General features: G+C 42.5%; 22 protein-coding genes. 13 read left to right on the top strand and 9 right to left on the bottom strand.

The annotated features are described in order from the left end of the window. The first annotated feature begins 161 nt into the window (after window positions 1–161). From UE46_RS14325 to UE46_RS14315, 3 genes are read left to right on the top strand one after another with little or no spacing between them, the layout of a single operon-like run. Entirely contained in the window at window positions 162–1,343 is a 1,182-nt protein-coding gene (locus UE46_RS14325; RefSeq protein WP_036061151.1) for a NupC/NupG family nucleoside CNT transporter, read from the top strand. Window positions 1,344–1,357: 14 nt separating this feature from the next. Then, on the top strand, window positions 1,358–2,539 hold the full coding sequence (gene deoB, locus UE46_RS14320) for a phosphopentomutase (protein ID WP_036061152.1): 1,182 nt from the start codon (window positions 1,358–1,360) through the stop codon (window positions 2,537–2,539). A 21-nt stretch (window positions 2,540–2,560) separates the two neighbouring features. Next, window positions 2,561–3,862 carry a pyrimidine-nucleoside phosphorylase gene (locus tag UE46_RS14315; RefSeq protein WP_036061153.1) on the top strand — a complete coding sequence of 434 codons (1,302 nt, stop codon included), beginning with the start codon at window positions 2,561–2,563 and terminating at the stop codon, window positions 3,860–3,862. Window positions 3,863–4,717: 855 nt separating this feature from the next. Here the strand turns inward: UE46_RS14315 and UE46_RS14310 are convergent. Beyond that, window positions 4,718–5,182 carry a DUF1877 family protein gene (locus UE46_RS14310; protein WP_036061156.1) on the bottom strand — a complete coding sequence of 155 codons (465 nt, stop codon included), beginning with the start codon at window positions 5,180–5,182 and terminating at the stop codon, window positions 4,718–4,720. 235 nt (window positions 5,183–5,417) lie between these two features. Here UE46_RS14310 and UE46_RS14305 point away from each other — a divergent pair, with 235 nt between their 5' ends. Next, a complete protein-coding gene (locus UE46_RS14305; RefSeq protein ID WP_036061157.1) occupies window positions 5,418–6,392 on the top strand; it encodes an ABC transporter ATP-binding protein in 975 nt (324 codons plus the stop codon). Then, on the top strand, window positions 6,389–7,903 hold the full coding sequence (locus UE46_RS14300) for an ABC transporter permease/substrate-binding protein (RefSeq protein WP_036061159.1): 1,515 nt from the start codon (window positions 6,389–6,391) through the stop codon (window positions 7,901–7,903). Before UE46_RS14305 ends, UE46_RS14300 begins: the two co-directional genes overlap by 4 nt. 26 nt (window positions 7,904–7,929) lie before the next feature. On the opposite strand, the gene UE46_RS14295 is transcribed toward UE46_RS14300, so the two are convergent. Both UE46_RS14295 and UE46_RS14290 read right to left on the bottom strand, forming a co-directional pair. Then, a complete protein-coding gene (locus tag UE46_RS14295; protein WP_036061161.1) occupies window positions 7,930–8,289 on the bottom strand; it encodes a Lin0512 family protein in 360 nt (119 codons plus the stop codon). Between the two features lie 12 nt (window positions 8,290–8,301). Then, on the bottom strand, window positions 8,302–8,748 hold the full coding sequence (locus UE46_RS14290; RefSeq protein WP_036061163.1) for a MarR family winged helix-turn-helix transcriptional regulator: 447 nt from the start codon (window positions 8,746–8,748) through the stop codon (window positions 8,302–8,304). Between the two features lie 115 nt (window positions 8,749–8,863). Here UE46_RS14290 and UE46_RS14285 point away from each other — a divergent pair, with 115 nt between their 5' ends. After that, window positions 8,864–9,304 carry a universal stress protein gene (locus UE46_RS14285; protein ID WP_036061164.1) on the top strand — a complete coding sequence of 147 codons (441 nt, stop codon included), beginning with the start codon at window positions 8,864–8,866 and terminating at the stop codon, window positions 9,302–9,304. A gap of 56 nt (window positions 9,305–9,360) precedes the next feature. Here UE46_RS14285 and UE46_RS14280 read toward each other — a convergent pair whose 3' ends face one another. Both UE46_RS14280 and UE46_RS14275 read right to left on the bottom strand, forming a co-directional pair. Next, on the bottom strand, window positions 9,361–10,617 hold the full coding sequence (locus UE46_RS14280; protein ID WP_036061166.1) for a nucleoside permease: 1,257 nt from the start codon (window positions 10,615–10,617) through the stop codon (window positions 9,361–9,363). A gap of 59 nt (window positions 10,618–10,676) precedes the next feature. Further along, window positions 10,677–11,495: a purine-nucleoside phosphorylase gene (locus UE46_RS14275; protein ID WP_036061168.1), complete on the bottom strand. Its 819-nt coding sequence runs from the start codon at window positions 11,493–11,495 to the stop codon at window positions 10,677–10,679. A 184-nt stretch (window positions 11,496–11,679) separates the two neighbouring features. Here UE46_RS14275 and UE46_RS14270 point away from each other — a divergent pair, with 184 nt between their 5' ends. Continuing rightward, a complete protein-coding gene (locus UE46_RS14270; RefSeq protein WP_185427085.1) occupies window positions 11,680–12,897 on the top strand; it encodes an ROK family protein in 1,218 nt (405 codons plus the stop codon). A gap of 354 nt (window positions 12,898–13,251) precedes the next feature. On the opposite strand, the gene UE46_RS14265 is transcribed toward UE46_RS14270, so the two are convergent. Then, window positions 13,252–14,166, bottom strand: a complete 915-nt coding sequence (locus UE46_RS14265; protein WP_077912523.1) for an alpha/beta hydrolase — start codon at window positions 14,164–14,166, stop codon at window positions 13,252–13,254. After that, on the bottom strand, window positions 14,153–14,905 hold the full coding sequence (locus tag UE46_RS14260) for a MurR/RpiR family transcriptional regulator (RefSeq protein WP_036061173.1): 753 nt from the start codon (window positions 14,903–14,905) through the stop codon (window positions 14,153–14,155). Before UE46_RS14260 ends, UE46_RS14265 begins: the two co-directional genes overlap by 14 nt. Before the next feature lie 212 nt (window positions 14,906–15,117). Between UE46_RS14260 and celB the strand changes: the two genes are divergently transcribed. Genes celB through UE46_RS14245 form a run of 3 tightly spaced genes read left to right on the top strand, consistent with a single transcriptional unit; the run spans window position 15,118 to window position 18,521 of the window. Further along, window positions 15,118–16,461: a PTS cellobiose transporter subunit IIC gene (gene celB, locus UE46_RS14255; protein ID WP_036061175.1), complete on the top strand. Its 1,344-nt coding sequence runs from the start codon at window positions 15,118–15,120 to the stop codon at window positions 16,459–16,461. Further along, window positions 16,458–17,774: a 6-phospho-beta-glucosidase gene (locus UE46_RS14250; RefSeq protein ID WP_036061177.1), complete on the top strand. Its 1,317-nt coding sequence runs from the start codon at window positions 16,458–16,460 to the stop codon at window positions 17,772–17,774. Before celB ends, UE46_RS14250 begins: the two co-directional genes overlap by 4 nt. A gap of 18 nt (window positions 17,775–17,792) precedes the next feature. Further along, a complete protein-coding gene (locus UE46_RS14245; protein WP_036061178.1) occupies window positions 17,793–18,521 on the top strand; it encodes a glucosamine-6-phosphate deaminase in 729 nt (242 codons plus the stop codon). Between the two features lie 53 nt (window positions 18,522–18,574). Here the strand turns inward: UE46_RS14245 and UE46_RS14240 are convergent, their stop codons facing one another. Both UE46_RS14240 and UE46_RS14235 read right to left on the bottom strand, forming a co-directional pair. Continuing rightward, a complete protein-coding gene (locus UE46_RS14240; protein ID WP_036061179.1) occupies window positions 18,575–19,186 on the bottom strand; it encodes an immunoglobulin-like domain-containing protein in 612 nt (203 codons plus the stop codon). Between the two features lie 157 nt (window positions 19,187–19,343). Further along, complete coding sequence (locus UE46_RS14235; RefSeq protein WP_036061181.1) at window positions 19,344–20,660, bottom strand: 6-phospho-beta-glucosidase; 1,317 nt, start codon at window positions 20,658–20,660, stop codon at window positions 19,344–19,346. 214 nt (window positions 20,661–20,874) lie between these two features. Here UE46_RS14235 and UE46_RS14230 point away from each other — a divergent pair, with 214 nt between their 5' ends. The 3 genes from UE46_RS14230 to UE46_RS14220 all read left to right on the top strand — a co-directional run bounded on the left by UE46_RS14230 (window position 20,875) and on the right by UE46_RS14220 (window position 26,745). After that, window positions 20,875–21,627 (top strand): MurR/RpiR family transcriptional regulator, encoded by a 753-nt coding sequence (locus UE46_RS14230; protein WP_036061182.1) that lies wholly within the window; start codon window positions 20,875–20,877, stop codon window positions 21,625–21,627. Between the two features lie 77 nt (window positions 21,628–21,704). Next, a complete protein-coding gene (locus UE46_RS14225) occupies window positions 21,705–22,841 on the top strand; it encodes a globin domain-containing protein (RefSeq protein ID WP_051492941.1) in 1,137 nt (378 codons plus the stop codon). A 223-nt stretch (window positions 22,842–23,064) separates the two neighbouring features. Next, on the top strand, window positions 23,065–26,745 hold the full coding sequence (locus UE46_RS14220; RefSeq protein ID WP_051492942.1) for an immunoglobulin-like domain-containing protein: 3,681 nt from the start codon (window positions 23,065–23,067) through the stop codon (window positions 26,743–26,745). Window positions 26,746–26,857 lie beyond the last annotated feature (112 nt).

Genomic DNA, 26,857 nt, shown 5'->3' with positions numbered 1-26,857 from the left:
CATCGTTAATGATATACTTACTTCTGGTAAACCGTTTTACTTTTTTGAAATCTAAATGTAAACGTTTGCTAAAAATGTTAATATAATGTTCAGTAAACCGTTTTACCTTCTATTTTATCGCACTAATTGTTCCATATTTTAAAAACATTGGGGGATTCATAATGAAGTATCTAATTGGTATTGTTGGCTTGATCGTAGTTCTTGGGATCGCTTGGATTGCAAGTAACGACCGTAAGAAAGTGAAAGTGAAACCGATTATTATCATGATCGTGTTGCAGTTTATTTTAGGGTTTATCTTGCTGAATACAAGCGCTGGGAACTGGCTGATTGGCGGGATTGCAGATGGATTTGGTAATTTGCTATCTTACGCTGCAGAAGGTGTTAATTTTGTATTCGGAGGAATAGTAAACACTGGGCAAATGTCCTTTTTCCTAAGTGTGCTATTACCAATCGTCTTTATTTCCGCGCTAATTGGGATCTTGCAACATTGGCGAATCCTACCGTTTATCATTAAATATATCGGTCTCGCGCTGAGTAAAATAAACGGCATGGGGAAACTCGAATCATATAACGCCGTGGCATCCGCGATTCTTGGCCAATCGGAAGTTTTCATTTCCGTGAAAAAAGAACTGGGATTACTGCCAAAACATCGTCTATATACGTTATGTGCTTCGGCGATGTCAACCGTTTCTATGAGCATCGTCGGCTCTTATATGGTACTCTTAAAGCCAGAGTATGTCGTGACAGCACTGGTTCTTAACCTATTCGGCGGTTTCATCATTGCCTCGATCGTTAATCCATACGAAGTCACTGAGCAAGAAGATATTCTCGAAGTAAAAGAAGAAGCCAAACAGAGCTTTTTCGAAGTGTTAGGCGAGTACATTATGGACGGTTTCAAAGTGGCGATCACGGTTGCTGCGATGCTGATTGGATTTGTTGCGATTATCGCGATGATTAACGCGATTTTCAGCGGTATTTTCGGACTTTCGTTCCAAGATTTACTCGGTTACGTTTTTGCACCATTTGCATTCCTAGTTGGTGTTCCGTGGAATGAAGCGGTTCACGCAGGAAGCATCATGGCAACGAAGATGGTATCCAATGAATTCGTCGCAATGACTGATTTAGCAAAAGGCAATTTCAACTTCTCAGGCAGAACAACCGCGATTGTATCCGTATTTCTAGTATCTTTCGCAAACTTTTCATCTATCGGCATTATCGCTGGAGCAGTAAAAAGCTTGAACGACAAACAAGGTATCGTTGTCGCTCGCTTTGGCTTGAAACTGTTATTCGGCGCCACATTAGTTAGTTTCTTGACAGCCACAATCGTTGGCTTAATCTATTAAGGAGGTTTTTCAAAATGGTATTTAAAAGAATTCACGTTGTAGTTATGGACTCGGTAGGTATTGGAGAAGCGCCAGACGCGGCGCAATTTGACGATTTTGACGTTGACACATTAGGGCACATCGCTCGCGAAAAAGGAGGGCTAAAACTGCCAAATATGTCCGTACTTGGCCTTTCTAACATCCGTGAAATCGAAGGTGTACCAGTTGCAGAGAAACCACAAGCTTACTTCACAAAAATGCAGGAAACGTCCGCTGGTAAAGACACGATGACAGGACATTGGGAGATCATGGGGCTTTTCATCGATACGCCATTCCGCGTTTTCCCAGACGGTTTTCCAGATGAACTAATCAAAAAAATTGAGGACTTCTCTGGTCGCAAAGTTATCGGAAATAAACCAGCAAGCGGTACGGAAATCATGGAAGAGCTTGGCGAAGAACAACTTGCCACTGGCGCTTTGATTGTCTATACATCGGCTGATTCCGTGCTACAAATCGCGGCGAACGAAGAACTTATTCCACTTGAAGAATTGTATCGTATTTGCGAATATTGCCGCGAAATTACGCGCGATGAGCCTTATATGCTAGGCCGTATTATCGCCCGTCCTTTTGTTGGTAAAACTGCGAAAACATTTGAACGTACTTCTAACCGTCACGATTACGCGCTAAAACCATTTGATAAAACGGTGATGGATCACTTGAAAGATGGCGGTTTAGACTCGATCGCACTCGGAAAAATTTCAGATATTTTTGATGATGAAGGCGTAACAAGATCGATTCGCACGAAATCAAATATGGATGGCATGGATAAATTTATCGACCTGTTGACTGAAGATTTCCACGGCATGAGTTTCTTGAACCTTGTTGATTTTGATGCATTATACGGCCACCGTCGCGATCCAATCGGTTATGGCGATGCGTTAGAAGCATTCGATGCGAGACTTCCAGAAGTATTCGAAAATATGAAAGAAGACGATTTGCTTCTTATTACAGCCGATCACGGAAACGACCCAACATACCGCGGCACCGACCACACGCGTGAATACGTGCCACTTTTAGCTTATTCGAAACAATTCAAAGAGGGCGGCAAAGAGATAGACCTACGCAAAACTTTCTCTGATTTAGGCGCGACTGTCGCAGATAATTTTAGAGTGAAAATGCCTGAATACGGCACAAGTTTCTTAAACGACTTAAAATAAAAAAAGGATTGGTGAACGAATATGAGAATGGTAGACGTAATTTCGAAAAAGCGTGATGGCAAAGAATTAACGACGGAAGAAATCCAATTTGTAGTCGATGGTTATACGGCGGGCGATATTCCTGATTATCAAGTCAGCGCATTGGCAATGGCGATCTTCTTTCAAGATATGACGGATCGTGAGCGCGCAGATTTAACGATGGCGATGGTCAATTCCGGTGAAACGATTGATTTGTCCGCGATTGAAGGCATCAAGGTAGATAAACACTCGACGGGAGGCGTTGGCGATACAACAACACTTGTCTTGGCACCACTTGTTGCAGCGCTCGACGTACCTGTTGCGAAGATGTCAGGACGCGGTTTAGGCCACACAGGAGGCACGATTGATAAGTTAGAAGCGATTGAGGGATTCCATGTGGAAATCACGAAAGAGCAGTTTATCGACCTTGTGAATCGCGATAAGGTAGCGGTTATTGGACAATCTGGAAACTTAACTCCCGCAGATAAAAAATTATACGCTTTGCGCGACGTTACAGGCACAGTAAACTCGATTCCGCTTATCGCAAGCTCGATTATGAGTAAGAAGATTGCAGCGGGCGCAGACGCGATCGTGTTGGACGTTAAAACGGGTGCCGGTGCATTCATGAAAACGGACAAAGATGCTGAAAACTTAGCGCATGCCATGGTTCGGATTGGGAATAATGTTGGTCGCCAAACGATGGCTGTTATTTCTGATATGTCTCAACCACTTGGCTTTGCGATTGGAAATGCTTTGGAAGTACAAGAAGCGATCGATACGCTAAAAGGCGAAGGTCCAGAAGATTTGACGGAATTAGTTTTAATTTTAGGAAGTCAAATGGTTGTGCTTGCGAAAAAAGCGAAGGACTTGGATGAAGCGCGCGAAATGTTGAAAGAAGTGATGGCAAATGGCAAGGCTTTAGCGAAGTTTAAGGATTTCTTGAATAACCAAGGTGGAGACGGTTCGATTGTTGATGATCCGAGTAAATTACCACAAGCGAAATTCAAGATCGATGTTCCTGCGAAAGAAGCGGGTGTCGTATCTGAGATTGTGGCAGATGAGATCGGGATTGCGGCAATGCTTTTAGGAGCTGGACGCGCGACGAAAGAGGACGAAATCGACTTGGCTGTTGGAATTATGTTGCGTAAGAAAGTCGGCGATAAAGTGGCGGTTGGTGAGCCATTAGTGACGATTTACGCGAATAAGGAAGATGTGAAGGCGGTCGAGCAGAAAATTTATGAGAATATTCGAGTGAGTGATCATGCGAATGCTCCGAAATTGATTCATACGATTATTACGGAATAGGATATAAGAAGAGCCACCGGACCTTGATTAGGGCGGTGGCTTTGTTGTGGCTCTTATGAGGCATCCCCTGCCGATTTAGAGCCTCAATATGCATGTGAACGTAGTGAGCAGGTAATCCATGCAGTTGGTTTTGCGGCTTGATTTCTAGACTTGGAGTTATTCATGTTCGGACCCCTGAGTTTGAGGGGATGCATGTTTTTATGGTGTAGTCTAGTTTCGTGATCTAGCTCCAACAACCAGCTTCTCGGAAATTTCGTGGCCTCCGAAAAATCCAAGGGAGGGATTGGTCTGCGCCCTCTAACAATTTCTGTCGAAGCTAACGGGCTGTTTCCGCTTTGTTGTGGCTCTTATGAGGCATCCCTTGCCGATTTAGAGCCTCAATATGCATGTGAACGCAGTGAGCAGGTAATCCATGCAGTTGGTTTTGCGGTTTGATTCCTAGGTTTGGAGTTATTCATGTTCGGCCCCCCCGAGTTTGCGGGAATGTATGTTTTTATGGTGTAGTATAGTTTCGCGGTCTAGCTCCAACAGCCAGCTCCTCGAAATTTTCGGTGCCTCCGAAAAATCCAGGGGAGGGATTTATCTGCGCCCTCTAACAAATTTTTTCGGACTTAGAGGAGTTAGAAATAGGCTGTTGGCATCTTAGTTGGGTGGTTATTTGTGTTTGAAAGAAGGTTGGTGTTGAGAATCGGCTGGTTCTCGGGAGTTGGAGTTTTTCATGGGTTGAGCCTTCGGATCTAGCTCCAACAGCCAGCTTCTCGGAAATTTCGTGGCCTCCGCAAAAACCAAGGGATGGTTTTCCCTGCACCCTCTAACAATTTCTGTCGAAGCTAACGGGCTGTTTCCGCTTTTCTATCATACAACATAAAATATAATATAATCATACCCCTTAGCTACCTGATTGAAGAAGGTTCGTAGGCCGTGGAAGCTTTTTAGTAATTCTTCGTCAAATTTCTCTTTCTTTGTTCGCCAGGTGATTCCGTATAATCCGCTTTTTTTCAGCTTTTTAAAATCGTACATCGCGATGAAGTCTTCTTCGGTAATGCTAAACAGCGCGTCGCGAGCCATTTGTATCTGCTCAGGGTAGAGGAAATGTGCCGTTGCTAGGATGTCGCGAATGTGATTTTCAACGCGAAGTGGAACCACGAATCCCCAAGGCGCTGCACCGTTTTTTGTCGTGCCGCAAAATATATAATGAAGTACTTCCCAATATTCGTCTAAGGACAATAGTATCGGTCTGGTGAACACCGGCTCATAACCATCTTTTATTTGCCGGAATCCAGCCTCGTCTACATAATAATAATATCCAGATAATCCCATCTCTATATTCCCCTTTCAAGTTATAAATCATACCTATATGCTGCTTCTATTAGAGAACTTCCTTTACTACAATAAAGTTAATTATGCTCAATTTTAGTTGATTTGTCAACGAAATGCTAAATGGTGTAATTTATTAGTCGGTAGTGGTAGAATTAAGAACAAACGTTTCTAGTTTTATAAAATAGGGTATACTAATAAACATGATTTTAATGACAAAATGAAAGGGAAGTGACCCATGATTCGCTTCGAAAATGTAACTAAGAAATATCCAAATGGAGAAAATGCAGTTAAAAATATCGATCTTAATATTAAGGATGGCGAATTTTTTGTATTTATCGGTCCTAGTGGTTGTGGTAAAACAACGACGCTGAAAATGATTAATCGCCTGATTCCACTCACAACGGGGACTATTTATATTGATGAAAAGCGAATTAGTGACTATAATATTCATGAATTGCGCTGGAATATCGGTTATGTACTGCAACAAATTGCGCTTTTTCCACATATGACGATTGAAGAAAATATTGCGATTGTGCCTGAACTCATCAAATGGGATAAGGACAAGATTCATGATCGTATTACAGAACTCCTGAATAGCGTTGGTTTAGACGCGGAAAGTTACAGGAATCGGAAGCCATCAGAGCTTTCTGGTGGAGAGCAGCAACGTGTGGGCGTCGTTCGTGCTTTAGCTGCTGACCCCGAAATTATCCTGATGGACGAGCCGTTTAGTGCGCTTGACCCCATTAGCCGCCAAAAACTACAACAAGACATGATCGTGTTACAGCGCCGTATCAAAAAGACGATTGTTTTTGTCACGCATGATATGCAGGAAGCGCTGATGCTAGGCGATCGGATTTGTATTATGAAAGACGGTGAAGTTGTTCAGTGCGACACGCCAAATGAAATTTTACAAAATCCAGCGAATGAATTCGTGCAAAATTTCCTAGAGTCAGGCAATGTAAATAAACACGTGCTTTCCTCGAAATTTACCGTGCATGATATGGTGGAACAAGGCTATTTTGAAGCTGGACAAGTAGACGGTGACGCAGATTTTGCGGATCGAATTGCAGTTGAAATCGTCTTGCAACAATTAGCGAATCAGCATGCGGTATCCATTGAAAGTGATGGTAAAGCTGTCGGAACGATTACGCAACAACACGTTATCCAGTTCCTTGCCAAACAGCTTGAAAGGGACGGTGAGCGTGTATGAGTAAATTAATCGACACGTTCCAGATCAGACAGGACGCGCTTTGGGCAGCCTTAGTTCAGCATATCGAATTGTCTTTTGTTTCCTTATTCATCGCTGTATTTATCGCCGTACCACTAGGTATTTATTTAACGAACCATAAACGCGCGGCAGAACCAATCATTCAAGTCACCGCGATTTTACAAACGATACCGTCACTTGCCTTGCTTGGCTTACTGATCCCACTCGTTGGAATCGGTACTGTACCAGCGATTATCGCCCTTGTAACCTACGCATTATTGCCAATTTTGCGCAATACATATACAGGTATCAAAGAAATCGATCCTGTGTTAATGGAAGCAGCGCAAGCGATGGGAATGAACAAATGGAAACAGCTCTATAAAGTGCAACTCCCACTCGCGATGCCCGTTATTATGGCCGGAATTCGGACTGCTATGGTACTAATCATCGGAACCGCAACACTTGCAGCACTTATCGGAGCTGGCGGACTTGGGGACCTAATCTTACTTGGAATCGACCGCAACGATAACAGTTTAATCTTGCTCGGCGCCATTCCAGCAGCCTTGCTCGCGATTCTATTCGACGTTATTTTGCGCTACATGGAAAAAGCAACTTTCAAAAGAACGCTCATCACGATCACCGGCGCACTCGTTGTCACAGCAAGCATCATCATCGTGCCGTACTTCACCCAACCGCAAAAAGAGATTGTCATCGCTGGGAAATTGGGATCAGAGCCAGAAATATTAATCAATATGTATAAACAACTCATCGAAAAAGACACTGATTTAAGCGTCACTGTCAAACCGAATCTCGGAAAAACAAGTTTTGTTTATAACGCCTTGAAATCAGGAGACGTCGACATTTACCCAGAGTTCACCGGAACCGTACTCGAAACGTTCCTAAAAGAACCCGCTAAAAGTCACGATCCAGAGCAAGTTTACGAACAAGCGCGCGACGGTCTCGCCAAAACAGAAAAAATGGCCTACTTGAAGCCGATGGAATACAATAACACGTATGCCGTCGCCGTTTCACCAGAGTTTGCAAAAGCCTACAATATTAAAACGATTTCGGATCTGAAAGCCGTACAAGATTCCGTTAAAGCAGGATTCACACTCGAATTTTCCGATCGTGATGACGGTTATAAAGGGTTACAAAAACAATACGGATTGAAATTCGATGCGCTAAAAACAATGGAACCAAAATTGCGTTATTCAGCTCTAAAAGCAGGCGATATCAACACGCTCGATGCCTACTCTACGGATAGCGAAATCGCGCAATATAAACTCAAAGTTCTGAAGGACGACAAGCAATTATTCCCGCCATATCAAGGCGCACCGCTAATGCTTGAATCGACACTGAAAGAATACCCAGAATTAAAAGCGCCACTCGAAAAACTCGCAGGAAAAATTACCGATAAACAAATGAGCGAGATGAATTATGAGGTGAACGTGAAAGGGAAGTCCGCTGAAGAAGTTGCGAAAAATTTCTTACAGAAGGCAGGAATGCTAAATTAAAAAGCGAGGGCCGCGGCCCTCGCTTTTTAATATCCTGTTTCCACAGAAGCATTCACCATATACATCAAATCATTTTTATCTTCTTTGTCTGCCAAGAAAATCCCGCTTGTCGTCATCATGCCACCTGACATCGTCTCAATCGTAACCGTACCATAAGGAATAATCTCCTTAATCGCGTCATGATCGAGTAAAGCAGCATCAACGGGTAAGGCCAATTTCACGTTCACGATCATATTATTTAGATTTTTCTCAGGAAGTAGATCTTCGATGCCCGGCATGGAGTTTGTAAAAATCGCATTTCGCACAGCACGTACAGCGGCTTTCGTAACGTTTTGGCCATGGACATCGACACCAAAGCCAGTTTGAATGAACAATAATTTTTCCATCATATCACGCTCCTATTTAAATAGTGCAAAACCAGGTCGTTCCCTCGCGTACTGTTCTAAAACATGCGTCCAAACCTTTCCATCAGGATCACCACTATCTGCTAGTGCTGCCGCCATGTGACGTCGCTGTGCCTCCCCAAGCTCAGATTCGATCGCTGTTCCTGTCTCCGTCAAAAACACGCAACGAACGCGTTTATCTAGAGCAGAAGGTTCCAAAGAGATGTATCCCTTTTCTTTTAATTCTAACAACGGTTGGTGAAGCGCTTGCTTTGTAACCTCGAGCAAAGTCAACAACTCATTCATTTTAATACCAGGTGAATGCGCCACGAAAAATAAAATTCGATGATGCGTCCGCGTGATATCATACTTGCCGATGAGTCTATCAGCCGTTTCCACAAATGTTTTATAAGCAAAATAAAACAGAGCGATCTGCTGATTTAATCGATCATCTTTGTCCATATTATATCCCCTTTTTATCAAAAGATAAGTTTAGTATAGCACAAAATAAAAAAATTAGGATAATCAGCATCAAAATATTGATTTTGGGGTATTGTTTTAAGAAGGAGTGATAATAATGGGAAATAAATATCAACGCATTTTAGTCGCATTAGATGGCTCTAAACAAGCTGAAATAGCCTTTTTAAAAGCTGTAGAACTTTCCAAAGCAACAGGATCGGAGCTGGGAATTGCGAGCATTGTCGACATCAGGTCGTTCTCGCCGAATATATCCTACGACGGGGCACTAGAACTAGCCGCGCGCGAAGAAGCAACAGCGAGGCTTGAGTCGTACCAAGAGCTTGCCGAAAAAGCAGATATCACAAAAGTTCGCGTATTTCTAGAAGCTGGAAATCCTAAAACATTACTCGCACATGACATCCCGAAAAAATTTGACGCAGACGTTCTCATTTGTGGCGCCACAGGCTTAAACAGGATCGAAAAAATTGTCCTTGGAAGCGTCTCCGCCTATGTTTTACAACACGCAATTTGTGACGTACTAGTCGTCAGGGAGAAATAAAGAAAACGCATGATATCTTGTGGCCAAAGCGCCATTTGATACCATGCGTCTTTTAATTAATGCGTAATTTCGATATCCTTCATTTTCTCAGGTTGATGTTTATAATGGAACGTGAACTGGAAAATAACTGCGAGTATCAGTGTGTAAGCTGCGAAAATCAGCCAAATCGTAGGCCAATCTTTGACACCGTCGACCGTAAAATAATCGACCGTCATACCACTCAAAATCGCACCAACATAAGCACCAACACCATTTACCATTGTCATAAATAAGCCTTGCGCACTTGCTCGAATATCTTTACTTACTTCCTGCTCAACGAAAATCGCGCCGGAAATATTGAAGAAATCAAAGGCACAACCGTAAACAATCATGGAAAGTAATAGCAATACCGTGCCGAATGGCGAAGGATCACCGAACGCGAACAAACCAAAGCGTAACGTCCACGCGATCATACTTACCAACATCACCGTTTTAATCCCGTAGCGTTTCAAGAAGAACGGAATTGCAAGGATAAATGCGACCTCAGCCATCTGAGACACCGATAATAAAATCGAAGGATATTTCACCACGAGGCTGTCAGCATACGCCGGATTAAGCCCGAAATCATGCAAGAACGGATTACCAAACGTATTCGTAATCTGCAGAACCGCTCCAAGTAACATTGCGAAAAGGAAGAACACAGCCATTTTCGGTTTTTTGAAAAGGACAAAGGCGTTTAGGCCAAGCATACTGACCCAACCTTGATTTTTCTTTTTGTTCGTCGTTGGAATAGAGGGCATTGTTAGTGAATAAAGTGCAAGCGCGAGAGATGCGCCAGCCGCAATATAAAGTTGGACATTGCTAAGTTCGAATTGGAAAATACTAATCGTCCACATTGCGATAATGAAACCGACCGTTCCAAAAACACGGATTGGCGGGAAATTTGTTACGGTATCAAGATTCGCTTTTTCCAAGCAATAGTAAGAAACCGTGTTAGAAAGCGCCAATGTTGGCATGAAGAACATCGCATTGACGAGCATAACCCAGAACATCACGGTAGGATCCGAGACCGTCGCTGCATAAAATAGTGAACCCGCACAAATGAAATGACAGGCCGTATATAAGTAGTTTGCTTTAATCCATTTATCCGCAACAATCCCCATTAAAGTAGGCATAATAACGGCGGCAATACCTTTCGAACTGTAAACGATCCCGACCTCGACACCCGTAAATCCAAGCGTGTTAATCATATAAGAACCGAGTGTAATCAACCAGCTTCCCCAAATAAAATACTGCAAAAATGACATAAATCTCAGACGTGTTTTAATCCCCATGATGTTCCCCCTCTATATTTTTAAAAACTTATTTCCGATATGATAAAAAGAATGCAAGTTTAGAAGCGCGAAATCGTTTCCGTCACCAATTTTAGGAAGGTTGCTTTCACACGTTCAGCCGTTTCAATAACCTCATCGTGACTAAGCGGTTGATCCAAAATACCACAAGCCATGTTCGTTAAACAAGAAATTCCAACCGTTTCAATTCCCGCATGACGAGCAATCAAAGCCTCAGGGACCGTTGACATACCAACTGCATCTGCTCCAAAACCGCGAATCATCCGAATTTCAGCAGGCGTTTCGTATGTTGGGCCAGTCCACCAAGCATAAACACCTTCTTGAATCGTCACGCTTTGATCGGCCGCAACATCTTTCACAATACCACGTAATGCTTTGCTATACACTTCCGAAACGTCCAAGAAACGAACACCAAGCTCCGGATTATTAGGTCCCATCAATGGATTATTTGCCGTCAAATTAATATGATCCGTAATCAACATTAAATCACCAGGATTAAAGTCCGTATTGACCGCACCACAAGCGTTTGTAATAATTAATTTCTCTACGCCAAGCGCTTTCATTACACGCACTGGGAAAGTAACTTCATCAAGCGGGAATCCCTCATAATAGTGGAAGCGTCCTTTCATAGCAACGATTTTCTTACCACCGATCGTTCCAATAACAAGTTCATTCGCATGACCAACTGCAGCCGATTTTGCAAAATGAGGAATATCATTGTATGGAATATGAATCGCATCCTCGATCGTATCAGCAAAAGGGCCAAGTCCCGATCCTAAGATAATACCAACTGTTGGTTCCACGGCTGTTAATTGTTTTATATAGCTAAGGGCCTCGTTAATTTGTTCTGTTTTATGCATGTTTATTTCCTCCTCGAGATAATTTGGCTTGCACATAAGAAATCGTGAAGCGCTTTCAAAATAATCTTAGCATGAATGAGACGGAAAGTAAATAACTTTTTTTCATTTTGATAAAAAGTGGTTGTAAATTGCTTTTTCGTTAGGTCTTTGATACATTTTTACTATACAAGAAGGGGGCATATCCGTGGTTAGTCATATGTTAGAAGCATTCCGGACGTCGCAAAGTTCTAAAATAAAAAAATTGAAGATCCTATACAATCTGATACGCAAACACGAATCGATAACCGTCGAGGAATTGCTGTTACAAAGCGGTATGAAGCCCGCCACATGCGCTAGGTTGTTGGAGGAGTTAAGCAAGGATAACCTGATAAATAGCAATGAATTAGGCGAATCAACAGGTGGACGCAAGCCAATTTTGTATCGTATTAATCCTGAGCAAGCCTATCTAATCGGCATCGAAGTGACCAACCTTTACTCAACGATCGTCCTGTCCGATTTGAATTTAAAAGAAATCAGCCATAAAAAAATCCAAATGGGGCCACAAACGGCGATTTTCGATATTCTTGACATGTTTACCGAGCAATTACTCGAGCTCTTGAACGAAGAAGGAAAAGAAATCAGTGACATTTTAGGCATTGGTATTTCTGTTGACGATTTGCTGGATCAAGTTAGCCAAAATGAAGAGATAACGGCGAGCGATATTGAGAACTATTTGACCGCGAAAATCCCAACGTATGTCATGGTTGGTAGCGGCGTTAATTTTGCAGCATTGGCGGAGTATCGTTTACATTATTGGCAGACAAGTGAGCGTTTTTTGTTAACGACGGGAGATATTGAAATTCGTAGCGCGGAAATTGTGGATGGCATGATGGCATCGGGATATAGTGGTATGACCAACGCGTTTGGCCACACGATTATTGATACTAATGGCTCACGGTGTTATTGCGGTTCTTATGGTTGCTTGCACACATATAGCTCGCTACCGACGATTAAAGCGAAGATCATGCAGGAGTTAAAACAAGGAAAACCGTCCGTTTTACACGAACTTACGAGCGATCCAGAAAACATCGACTACTTCACGATTTTCCAAGCGCTAGAACAGGATGATCCCGTGTGTCATGATATTCTAAAAAACGCAGCGTACTACTACGGCATTGCGCTATCCAATTTGATTCTTACAACCCAGCCAGATACGGTAGTTTGTGGCGGTACACTCGTTCCAAAAGGTACATTTTTTGAAGACGTGAAAAAAACCGTAGAAGAACGATTGCGAGCTTTCCCAAAAATAAAAACAACGATTCATCCTGCAAAAGAGTCTTACGAGATTGTTGCGCAAGGAGCAGGAGGCATGGTTTTAGAGCGATTTTTAACGCGGGCGGGGCCTGGGACATACCCCAGATAAATCGGCGGCAAGCGCTCGCATTGTTGAGGCTGTTCGAAATGAAATGAGTTACAGCCCCAATATGCCTATAAGCATCGCGAATAGGCGTTCCTTTAGGATATTTAGAATAAGGATGCGGTACATCTCTACGGTTCGGCTATGCAATACTTGCTACGCTTAACTTCTTACATGGTCGAGGAAACTACCCTCTCCCTGTTTTCAGTCATCACATACACCAGTATGCGCAGCTCTCCGGCTTCCACCAAATCCCCTGAATACAAACGCTTTCGCTCGATTTGTGTAAAGCAAAATTTTTCGTCCTACCCGAAGTAAAGGGAAGGGCGTTTTTGCCTTATCTCCCGTATGTCCCAGACTTTATTCGGTTTCATCATCAGCAAGCTCTACTTCCTTCTTATCCCCGCTATAATCATACAAGAACCAGCTCACTTTTTTCTGAACATCCTCATTAGCAAAAAGCGTTCGATGATCATAAGCAGCGGCCTTGAAATAGCTTTCTAAATACACTTTCGCCTGGTCTTTAAAAATAAGTCGGGATCCAAAAGCGCTTAATACAGGCACGATGTCATCAGAAAAACTACCATCATCTATGTCGCCAGCAATTGATAAAACAAGTAAATCAGGGCTTATTTTAGAGCGATTATCTTCATAATCCTTCAACGTGGGTGTAGTGACTGGGACATCGGTGAACGCTAAATCCCCGTCATTATCGTCCTCGTCTAGATCATTATAAGGCGATCCAATAGCAACTACACGCTCCAAAATAGGCGCTGTTTTCGCATATTTCTCCGAGTAAGTCGATAAAACAAGGCCGCCATTGGAGTGACCAACACCATCCATTTTGGTGAAATTATACTTTGTTTTCAAATCCTTCATCGCGATGCGCAACCAATCCGTTTGCTGCTCAATCGTCGCATCCAGACTATCCTCAAAACCAATCTGAACAATTGGATTCACCGCACTTTTAGTAAAAACCCCATGATAGCTCAATTCACCATCCGTACTAATATCCAGCTTTATCCGCTCATTAGAAGTTTTCGAATCCTCTAAAAGCGGATCGCTAAAACTGTCCATTGTATCCGAGCTTCCACCAGAACCATGCACTAAAATAAGTGCCGTTTGTGAGGACAGATCTGGCAGATTTTGCATATCTTTTTCACTTGTTTTTGGCGTCCCGCATCCAGCCAATAGAGCAAGGAGGATTAGAGCGAAACCAATCGTGATTTTCTTCATATTCACTTGTTCCTTTCTTGATAACCTATTTTGTTTCATTATCGAGCTTGCGTCTGATCTCACGCGCGATACATTCCACAGTGTATAAAGCAGGAAGTTGCGATGTAATATCGGCTCCCTGAAAAGTTTCTCGGTGAATATAATACGGAATATTAACATCAGAAAGCCGCGCCACCGTTGATTTCTCGCTATTCGTGATCGAGAGAATTTTGCACTGGTGGGCGTTTATATGTTGAATGTATTTAATGACTTCACTCGTTTCCCCAGAGACCGAAACCGCGATAATGCATAGTTTCCCAGAGAGCCCTTTTGATAAATGGTTAAACGGATGATTCAGCGGGTCTTCGATGTGCAGGGCGAGCGTAAATAAAGAGGAAAAGTAGAGCGCGCCGTATTCCGCGACAATTCCCGAGGAGCCAACTCCGACAAAAAGCACCAACTCCGCGTTCTTCAAAAGATCAACAGCTTGGTCAATTCGCGCCTTAAATTCAGGCTGGGACGTCCTTTTCAAAAAATCGATATAGGTGGTTTCATCGGCCAAATCGACCTGCACGCCGTTCTCAGTTTCCGTATACATCCGTAACCGAACTCGAAATTCCGAAAAACCACTGCATTCAAACTTGCGACAAAAGCGTAAAATCGTTGCTGTACTAACATGTGTCGCGTCCGCCAAATCACGGATGCGCATCAAACATACTTTGTCTAAATTCGCGGTGATATACTTGTAAATCATCATATCAACATCGCTCAATTCAGGCGTTTTATCTAAAAATAGCACAACGATTCAGCCTCCTTTATTCCTGTTACCTACTAAAAAGTCTAGCATAAAACAGCAAGTGTTACAACCTGTTACTTTCGCGACACAAGTTTCAATTTTGCAAACGCTTTTCTAAAGGTCCAGAAGCTATATCAATTGCTGTTGCGGCATACTATAATAAGAACTAAGAAAGCGCTATCTTTAAAAGAATAAAAAGGTGAGGAGTAAAAGCCATGAATAAGTTTTATGCATTTCTTGAAAATCGATTAGCACCAGTTGCAGCAAAATTATCGGCACAACGTCATTTAGCATCGATTCGTGATGGAATTATGTTAGCGATGCCATTTTTAATTATCGGTTCTGTTTTTATGATTATTCAATATTTACCGATTCCAGGATACGAGGACTTTATGGCGAATATATTCGGTTCGCAGTGGCAAGTGAAATTAGGCTATCCAGTTGAAGCTTCTTATAATATTATGGCGATACTGGCCTGTTTCGGTGTTGCCTACAGATTAGCTGAGAAATACAAAACAGCCGATCCATTGATGAGTGGGGCAGTCGCGCTCGTTAGTTTTATCTTAACTATTCCCCAAATCACGTCATTTACACCAGAAGGAAGCAAAACTGCTTACGATGTTGGCGGTGTCATTCCAACGATTCTTACCGGGAGTCAAGGATTATTCGTCGCTATCGTTGTCGCGCTTGTCGCCACAGAAATTTTCCGCGTGATTTTCGAAAAAAACTGGGTTATAAAAATGCCAAATGGTGTTCCAGAAGCCGTCGGAAAATCATTTATTGCCCTGATTCCAGGATTTATCACGATTACGACGATCTGGATTTTCCGCTTGCTTATTGAGTTAACACCATTTTCAAGTATTAACGAAATTATCTCGACTGTTATCGGAATCCCGATGCATTATATTGGTAGTACATTGCCAGGTATGATTGTAACCGTCATCATTATTGCGCTTCTTTGGAGCATTGGCTTACACGGCGACGCGATTATCGGTGCTTTTACAAACCCGGTTTGGTTAGCCAATATGGACGCCAACCGCGCTGCATTCCAATCAGGCAAAGAATTACCGAATATTATTACACAGCAATTTTATGAATTATGGATTGTTCCAGGTGGGACTGGCGCCTTGCTGGGCCTTGTTATCCTACTTTTCTGGCGCGCTAAAAGTAAGCAAATGAAGCAGCTGGCGAAAATTTCAGGACCAGCGAGTTTGTTTAATATTAGCGAACCGATCGTATTTGGTGTACCAATTGTTTTGAATCCTTATTTCATCATCCCATTCGTTTTAACACCAGTCCTGCTCGTCATTATCACCTACTTCGGAATGGACTCAGGCCTCGTCGCCAAGCCCGCAGGAATCGCGCTACCATGGACAACGCCACCGATTATCAGTGGATTTTTAGCAACAGGAGGAAAAATATCAGGTTCCGTCATGCAAATCATCAATATTGCGCTTGCGATGCTAATTTACTGGCCATTCTTTAAGGTTTGGGATGCACAAAAATATAAAGAAGAACAAGCATTAGTCAACGAAGAAACGGGAGGTACAAATCAATGAAAAAAGCATTAAAAATCGCAACAATCGGCGGTGGCTCAAGCTATACGCCCGAATTAATCGAAGGATTCATCAATCGTTATGACGCGTTGCCAATCAGTGAACTATGGTTGGTCGATGTTGAAGAAGGCCGCGAAAAACTAGAAATTGTCGGCGCACTTGCCAAACGAATGGTTGAAAAAGCAGGATTACCAATTGAGGTTCACCTAACGATGGACCGAGAAGCGGCGCTAAAAGATGCTGATTTTGTAACGACACAATTTCGTGTCGGCCGTTTAGAAGCGCGGATGTTGGATGAAAGTATTCCGCTAAAATATGATGTCATCGGTCAAGAAACGAATGGCCCAGGTGGACTTTTCAAAGGATTGCGGACGATTCCAGTCATTCTTGATATCTGCCGCGACATCGAGCGTTTATGCCCTGACGCATGGCTTGTAAATTTTACAAATCCAGCGGGAATGGTCACAGAAGCCGTTCTACGGTATAGCAATATCACGAAAGTTGTCGGTTTATGTAACGGACCAATCGGCATTCAAAAAGGTATCGCGAAGGAACTGGATGTCGATATGTCCCGCATTTACGTGGAATTTGCCGGTTTAAATCACATGGTTTTCGCGAAAAATGTGTATCTGGATGGCAAAAATGTCACGCCAACCGTGATGGAAAAGATGACGAAAAATGCAGACGGAATTTCCCTGAAAAACATCGCGGATATTGGCTGGGATCCACTTTTCTTAAATACGCTCGGAATGGTGCCAATCGGGTATTTGCGTTATTACTACCAAACATCAACCATGCTTGCCGAACAAAAAGAAGCTGCGGCAAAAGAGGGAACGCGTGCGGAGGTTGTGAAACGCGTCGAGGCAGAACTTTTCGAGCTATATAAAGATGTGGATTTGGCTGAGAAACCGAAACAGCTGGAGCAACGTGGAGGAGCATATTATAGTGAAGCCGCTTGCAATTTGATTCATTCCATTTATAATGATACACGAGACATCCAGACGGTAAACACGCGAAATAACGGTGCGATAATAGGTATTGATCCAGATTCGGCGGTGGAAGTGAATTGCGTCATCACGAGTCAAGGACCGATTCCATTAACGACCGGCCCACTTCCACTCGCAGTGAACGGCCTCGTCCAATCTATTAAAACATTTGAGCGATTAGCCGCAGAAGCAGCCGTAACCGGGGATTACAATACAGCCTTGCTCGCGATGACGGTGAATCCACTCGTACCAAGCGATAAGGTAGCCCATCAAATTTTAGATGAATTATTAGAAGCGCACAAACAATATTTACCCCAATTTAATAACTAAAGAGAGGCAGATGAAGAAATGATGCACGCACTAAATTTGAAAGTATCCGCAGACTATGAGGCAATGAGTGATGCGGCAGCAGAATTAGTCATAAAAACAATCCAAGAATCGCCAGAAGGACTATACTGTTTTGCAGGAGGAGATACGCCAGTTGGAACTTTACGCCGTCTCGTTTCCGCACATAAAGCTGGTGAGATCGACTTACAGAAAGCTTATTTCGTAGAGCTCGACGAATGGGTAGGGTTGGACGGAAGTGATGACGGCAGTTGCCTGAATTACCTTGAGACAGAATTATTCGGGCCAGCTAAAATTGACCGTTCACATTACCATTATTTCGATGCAAAATCAGCGGACCTCCAAGCGGAATGCGACGCCGCGGATAAATTTATAGAAGAGCGCGGCGGATTAGAACTCATTTTGCTAGGTGTTGGTGTGAATGGGCATCTCGGGTTTAACGAACCAGGAGTCAGCTTCGAAAATTACGCGCATGTCATCGATCTCGACAGCACAACTCAAAACGTCGGACAAAAATATTTCACAAAAGAAGTAGACCGCACAAAAGGAATCACGCTAGGAGTGAAACATATTTTAAACGCTAAAACAGCAATCCTAGTTGCAAATGGTGAGAAAAAAAGGGACGCAATCGCGCATCTATTAGAAGAAAAAGTAACGAATGAATGGCCGGTGACAGTGCTCCGAAATCATAGCAATGCCAACGTGTTTATTGATAAAGAAGCGTTAATATAATGAAAAAAGAGTTTGAGCCCCATCTAAATCAGGATGAGTGCTCAAACTCTTTACTATTTTACCGTTACATAAATTGTTTTTTCCGTTGTTAATCCGTAAAAATTCGAAGCTGTGTAGGTCACGAAGTATTTGCCAGGTTCATCGGAATTTAAATCACTTGTCTTCACATGCAAGAAAATCCGGATATCGCCAGCGAGTTCATCAAAAGCGGATACGTTTTTCCAGTAATCAAAATAAGTTCCGCATGTAATTGTTGCATCTTCCGCTTCGATAGTAGGTCTAGAAACAACATTGACCTCAACGCGGCGTTCTTTCCAACGACCATCACCAGCAATTGCGCGATAAGTCACGTGATAGCTACCAACTTTACTCGTATCAACATCATTTTCAGTAACAAAAATGGACGGGGTTAGATCGGTATGGTTGTCATCATCATAAGCCGATATCGAAATAGGCGGCGCCATTGGATCGAAAGCCGAATTTTTTTCAATGAAATAACGATGTGCGTGCAAAGAAATACCTTTAATACGATCACTGCCAGAAATCGCAAGGTCTTTTTTACGAGGAATCGTTTGTGCTTTTGCCGTGTGGTGGGCAAGACTTGCTGGGAGAACAAGCGTAATAGCGGATGTAACGAGGGCAGTTGTGGTTAATTTTTTATACATGTGTGTTCACTCCTAATTTATCTTATAGGAATAGTATAAAGCAAAACGGAGAATAAATTTGTTAAATAATTAACAAAAAACAATATTTATTGTGTACTTTCTGACACAAACAAAGACGGCAAGCTTATCAAACTACAGCTTGCCGTCTTTAGAAATTTTATTTAAAGAAAAGTGGTAAATACTCTTTGTGTGCTTCAAGTAGTTCATCAAGTAGAACACGAGCATCTGTATCGCTTGGTACTAGAGGGTTAATCGTTAAAGCAAGTAATGCCTTATCGTAATCGCCAGTTACCGCAGCTTCCACCGTTAAGCGTTCCACTGTTTTGATTTGTTGGATGATACCGTTGATTGCCACAGGTAGATGTCCACTTGCTAGCGGAATCGGACCTTGACGGGTAATCACGCAGTTCGTTTCAATCGCGGAATCTGGATCAATATCTAAAATCGCACCATTATTACGCGTATTAACGATTTGAATATCACGTTTGTCATTGTAAATCGAGTTAATCAAGTTACAAGCGGCTTCACTGTAATAAGCGCCACCACGTTGTTCCAATTGTTTTGGTTTTTCAGCTAGATCAACATCTTTATATAACTCGAAAAGTTCCGCTTCCACGCGTTTCACGACCTCCGCACGCGTTCCGTGTTTTGCATACGCGGCTTGTTGATCTTCCAGCTGCGTACGAGTTTGCCAGTAGTAGCGCAAGTAATCGATAGGAATCATGTTTAAAGTACGTAAGAATGTTGCGTCCCAGCCAGTTGCGTTGATGTTTTTAAGCGTCGAGCCAGACTCGCCTTCCGTCATTTTTTGAACAACTTCAGCCGTTACATCTTCGCCATCTTTGTAAACAGTTTTTGCGAAAACCATGTGATTTAAACCGACAAATTCTACATAGATTTCCGTATGGTCAACACCTAGAATATCTGCAATATTTTTCTCGATGCCAATTGGGCCGTTACATAAGCCAACAACTTTTTTCGTATTACTATAACGAAGAACAGCTTCTGTTACCATTCCCGCAGGATTTGCAAAGTTAATTAGCCAAGCGTTCGGACAAAGACGTTCCATATCCTTACAAATATCAAGGATAACAGGAATTGTACGGAATCCTTTAAACATACCGCCAGGACCGTTTGTTTCTTGTCCAACAACACCATGGGAGTTCGGAATACGTTCATCTTTCACACGCGCATCCAATTGACCAACGCGTAATTGTGTTGTTACAAAATCGGCACCTTTTAGCGCTTCTTCGCGATCCATCGTCAAATGAATTTCCATATCCACGCCAGCTTTTTCAACCATCCGTTTTGCTAAATTACCGACGATTTCAAGCTTCTCTTTACCAGCCGGTACATCCACAAGCCATAGTTCACGCACTGGAAGTTCATCTTGACGTTTGATAAAACCTTCAATTAATTCAGGAGTATAACTTGATCCGCCACCGATTGTCGCGATTTTAATACCTTTAGACATCATTTTTTCCTCCAATATATTTTATATTTTATTATGTTTTGTATAACGCTTTCTACTCCCCATAGTATAGGCTGAAAATGAAAAAATAGCTATTATTTTGTGAGCATTTGTTAAGGATTTTTGAAGTTGGAACTTGTTCCTTTTATGTAACGCCTTGTCACATCGGAGGGCATCGTGCTAAAATAGTGATATAAAGAAGATCGGAGGCATGAGAATGCTTTTTTTAGATAAAACGATTGAATTAAATGATATGGAAATGGATATTTATAATTATATTGCAACTAATTTGGATACCGTCACCTATATGCGAATTCGTGATTTAGCAGACGCGACGCATGTTAGCACGACTACAATTCTACGTTTTTGTCGCAAATTTGACTGCAGCGGCTTTTCCGAATTTCGGGTGAAGTTACAGATGTACGCACAAGAACGGACGAAGATCAACGTGGACATGTCAGACGAAACAACGTATATCGATTTCTTGAAACGGACGGCACAACCTGAATTTAAAGCGAATATTGCAGCATCGGCAAAAATTTTGCGTGATGCAGAACTCGTTTTGTTTGTAGGCATCGGCTCATCAGGAATTATCGCAGAGTACGGCGCGCTCTATTTCTCCTCGTTGTTTACATTGGCGCTTCACATTGAAGATCCGCTCAATCATCCGTTTTACCACTTATCCAGCAAATTATCCGATAAAATATGTATGATCGCGATTTCCGTTTCAGGCGAAAATGAGGACATTATTAAGTACATCCACCAGCTCAAAATGCAAAAATGCAAAATTGTCACGATCACAAATAGCGCGAATTCGACGATGGCTAAATTATCTGATGCCAATATTGCCTACTATATAAACAAAGAAATGTATCAAGAAGCGGACATCACCTCCCAGCTCCCAGCCATTTATACCGTGGAATGCATCGCACGCGAAATCCGAACACAACTCGATCGCGAAGGTAAATAGGGGAAAACCCCGAGAGCTTCGTGGAGGTAACTGTGATATCATAAAGGTTGTATACCATTTTTTAGGGGGAATTGAGAATGACGATGATAACAGAAGAACAAAAGCAAATAGTCAAATCCACAGCACCAATTTTAAAAGAACACGGCAAAGAAATTACGTCGATTTTTTATAAAAAAATGTTCGAGGCCCATCCTGAATTACTTAATTACTTCAACCTTACCAACCAAGAAATCGGCACACAGCCACTGGCTTTGGCGAATACGGTTTATTTAGCAGCAGAAAATATCGAACAGTTAGAGGTACTATTACCGCAAGTCAAAACGATTGCGCATAAACATCGTAGCCTCACGATTAAAGCAGAGCACTACCCAATTGTCGGCGAGTACTTATTAAAAGGAATCGCGGAATACTTAGGTGACGCGGCGACGCCAGAGATCTTGGACGCATGGGGCGCTGCATACGGCATTATTGCTGACATTTTCATCGAGGTGGAACAAGAAATGTACGACGCACTGGGTGACGCACGAAATCAAGATTTTATCGCATTCAAAATTACAGAAAAGCGCCATATTGCACCGAATATCTTCACATTAAATTTAGCCCGAAATGATGGCGGCGAGTTAGTAGATTTCACGCCAGGCCAATATATATCGTTACGAGTGAAGCTGAACGAGCTGTTTCACAATCGCCAATACAGTTTGACGAAAGCATTTGATGGAAAAACCTATCAAGTCGCGATAAAACAGGAAAATGAGAAGGATCCAGCAGGCGTTGTTTCCAATCATATTTTTGATAATTATCAAGTTGGAGATACGATTCTTGCGACGCTTCCAGCAGGCGATTTCGAATTAGACAAAGCAGCAAGTCAGCACGTATTTATTGCAGGTGGTATTGGTATCACACCGATTGCGGCAATGATTGACAGCTTGGAAACAGCCAATCAAGCACAACTGATACATTGCGTCAGATCTGAAGAATACGCTGTGTTCGCCGAAGCATTCCAAACAAAACTAGGCGCACGATATCATCTTTTTGCAGGTGAAAACATAAGCCAAGCCGACTTGTCGGAGCTTGTAGAACAAGGCGCGGCCATTTATCTATGCGGACCAGTTCCATTCATGAGAGAGATTGAAGCGATCTTATTAGCGCAGGGACATGCCCAATCGGATATTCACTTTGAAGCATTCCAGCCAGCATTGAGTTTAATTAAATAATGTAGATGAAGAGGTATTTCTGTAAAAGGGAATGTCTCTTTTTAGTTCACTAGCACTTATGTTTCAGCACCCATCTCTTTCGAAAAATGTGTCGAAAAATTCATAGTTAAAGCGGAATAAGAGGAGATCCTGTATTTTATTAGACTGTAACAAATGCTAAGCTGAGTTTAGCGATGCGGTTTGTGAAATTCGTACACGCTTATTATGAGGAGGGTTTAAAATAATGAAACTTAAGAAAATAGGGGCAACTACAGTAGCGTTTATAATGTGCGCAGGAGTACCATTTTCATCTACAGTATTAGCAGCAGAATATCCTGAGGTACATTCAACAAAAGCAGAGGAACGATTAAAGCAAGTACAAAATTCAATTCCAGAAAATGCACTGATTAAAAATCTAAAATCGAATCTTTTACTTTTAAATAATGATGAGGAAATTCGATTAACGAATGGTAGTTTTGAAAATCCGGTTATAAGTGGAAGAAGTGCCCAAATGGATGCTTCACTAGTGCCAGGTTGGAACACAACAGATGCAAAAAATTTAATTGAATTGCAAAAAAACTATGATGGTGTTGCGGCGGCTGATGGCGATCAGTATGCCGAAATAAATGCGAACACTATCTCTGCACTTTACCAAGATGTAGACACAACACCTGGTAAAACAATTCGTTGGAAAGTCTCGCATAGAGGTAGACATGGAACGGATACAGCAGTTGTGAAATTTGGATCACCTAATACCGAATTGCCTGTGATTGCAACATTGCAAACAGACAATACAGCATGGAAAACATATCAAGGAACATATACGATTCCTGCTGGACAAACTACAACGCGTTTTCAATTCGAAGCCGTGTCAACATCAGATGGGGACATATCAAGTGGGAACTATTTAGATAATGTGGTTTTTTCGACACCTTCTAAGTTAGAAGTTAGCGATTCGTTACAACGCGCGAGTATCAAAAAAGGAGAAACAACACAATATAATGTTAATCTACAAGATACCGGTGGCATGGATGCAGGGAATGTTACGTTAGAAATCCCATTGCCTGCTCAGTTGGGTTATGTACCAGATTCGGTCCTAATTGATGGCGTTTCATCAACTGATGTGACTTATAATGCAGAAACTAATACAGTGAAAATTCATGTAGACAAAGTAAACGTGAGCACAACATCGGTCGTTAGTTTTGGCATCAAAGGATTAGCTAAAACAGCGCCTACGACAAATATTAAAACAAAAGTAGTATATGAAGATTTAGGTTTTACAGATAAGGAATATTCTGCCGATACGCAAGGGGTAGATTTAGAAGTAAACGGCGGTGAGTTCCCGGTAATTACAGCAGCTGACGTGAGCATGAAAAAAGGTGATGTGTTTAGTCCACTGGCAGGCGTGGCGGCGAGCGATACGGAAGATGGTAACGTGACAAGCAAAGTGACAGTGACGGCGAATAATGTTGACACTAGCAAAGTTGGGACATACCATGTGACATATAGCGTGACTGATTCTGACGGGAATACAACGACGAAAACGATTACGGTGAACGTGAGGAGTAATGACGCACCGACGATTTCAACAGCGGACAAATCTGTGAAAAAAGGTGATATGTTTAATCCGTTGACAGGCGTGACGGCGAATGATACGGAAGATGGGAACGTGACATCAAAAATTACGGTAACAGCAAACGATGTCAATACGGGTAAAGTTGGTACGTATCACGTGACGTATGCTGTGACGGATTCCGATGGCAACACAACGAAGAAAACAATCACAGTGACGGTGACAAGCGATGCTGCCCCAGTTATTTTAGCCGCTGATACGACCGTGAAAAAAGGCAAAACCTATGATCCAAAAGCTGGCATGACAGCAACAGACAGCGAAGATGGCGATATAACGTCGAAAGTGACCGTGACAGCGAATGATGTCGACACAAGCAAAATTGGTACGTATCACGTGACCTATTCGGTAACGAATTCTGATGGTAACACCACAACGAAAACCATCATGGTCACGGTAACAAGTAACGATGCTCCGATTATTACGGCGAAAGATCAATCCGTGAAAAAAGGCAAAACATTTAGCCCACTTGCAGGTGTGACGGCAAGTGATACGGAAGATGGGAATGTGACGTCGAAAGTAACGGTCACAGCGAATGATGTTGATACAAGCAAAGTTGGCACGTATCATGTCACCTACAGCGTAACGGATTCTGATGGCAACACAACGAAGAAAACAATCACTGTGACGGTAACAAGTAATGATGTTCCAGTTATAGAAGCTTCTGATGTTGTGCAGCGTATTCACAACACGTTTGATGTGAAAAAAGCTGTTACTGCCCATGATACCGAGGATGGTGACCTGACGAGTAAAATCACTGTGACGGCGAATAATGTTGACACAGAAAAAGCTGGTGTGTATCACGTAACATATAGTGTCACCGATTCTGATGGCAACACGGTAACAAAGACGATCCAAGTCACTATTTTAACGAACGATGCGCCTGTGATTACAACAAGCGATGTGTACCTAAAAGCAGGCGACACATTTAATCAATTCAATGGCGTAACGGCAAGTGATCTCGAAGATGGTGATCTAACAGCAAGCATCAAGGTAGTATCTACAAACGTGAATATGAAATCAGAAGGGCTGTACACAGTGGTATACTCTGTCACAGATTCCGATGGCAATACTACAACAGTTACCCGCCATATTTACGTGCGAACCAATGACAAACCAGAGATTCACGTATCAGATCAAACATTCAAAGCGGGTTTTGCGTTTGACCCAATGACGATTGTTTCTGCAAATGATTTAGAAGATGGCGATGTGAGCAAATCCATCAAAATCATAGAGAACAATGTAAATGCAGATGTTGCAGGAACGTACGCAATCACTTATAGCGTCACAGATTCCGACAATAACACAACAACAAAAACGATCACTGTGACTGTTTTAACTAATGAAAAACCAGTGATCACAGCAGGGGATCGTACAGTCAAAGCACATCTTACATTTAATCCAATGATAGGTGTTTCAGCCAATGATCTGGAAGACGGCGACATCAGCGACAACATCAAAGTCATCGCAAACGACGTTAACATCGATGTTCCTGGCGACTATCATATTACGTACAGCATTCTAGATTCGGATGGCAATACCACCGAAAAAACAATTACAATCACGGTCCTTAGCAATGAAAAACCAGTGATCACAGGTCAAGATACAAGTATTAAAGCGGGTCGCCCGTTTGATCCAATGGCAGGTGTCACAGCAACCGATGCAGAAGATGGCGACCTTACAAGCGATATTAAGATTATCAACAACAATGTCAACGCAGATGTAGCTGGCGTGTACCAAGTAACTTACAGCATCACAGATTCTGATGGTAACACAACGGAACAAACTTACACGGTGACTGTTTTGACGAATGAAAAACCAGTCATCCATGCGAGCGACATCACGCTAGCATTTGGCCAAGCCTTCGATCCAATAGCAGGCGTGACGGCGGAAGACTTAGAAGATGGCGACCTCACTGGCCAAATCCAAGTCATCAGCAACGACGTCAATCCAAATATAGCAGGTATCTACCACGTGACGTACAGCGTGACAGACAGCGACGGCAACGAGACACAGATTACGATTACCGTCCTCGTTGGCGCACAACCAATCGTACCGGTAGATCCAATCATACCAGTGGCACCCGCTGTTCCAACAACACCGGTAAAACCAAGCTCAAGCGTTAATCCAGAACCATCCGCAAGCCCAGTTGTCCCGGTGAAAGTGGTCCAACCAACCAAAGTAGCACCGACCAAAACATTACCAAAAACAGGCGATAGCGACACCACATCCACTGTTCTTTTTGGAGGCTTATTAGCCGCACTTGGCGCACTTTTCTTGCGTAGAAAAAAATAAGGATATAGCAAAAGTAGCATAAAACGCGATTCTGCACGTGTTTTGTGCTACTTTTTTGTTATCGTAAGAAACCGCAATACACACTCAAGATTTTATTTTCAAAAAATTAGTG

This window comes from Listeria weihenstephanensis (assembly GCF_003534205.1).
Classification (GTDB): Bacteria; Bacillota; Bacilli; order Lactobacillales; family Listeriaceae; genus Listeria_A; species Listeria_A weihenstephanensis.
Note: the sequence above shows the minus strand (reverse complement) of the source record. Positions and strands in the feature narration are given on the sequence as shown.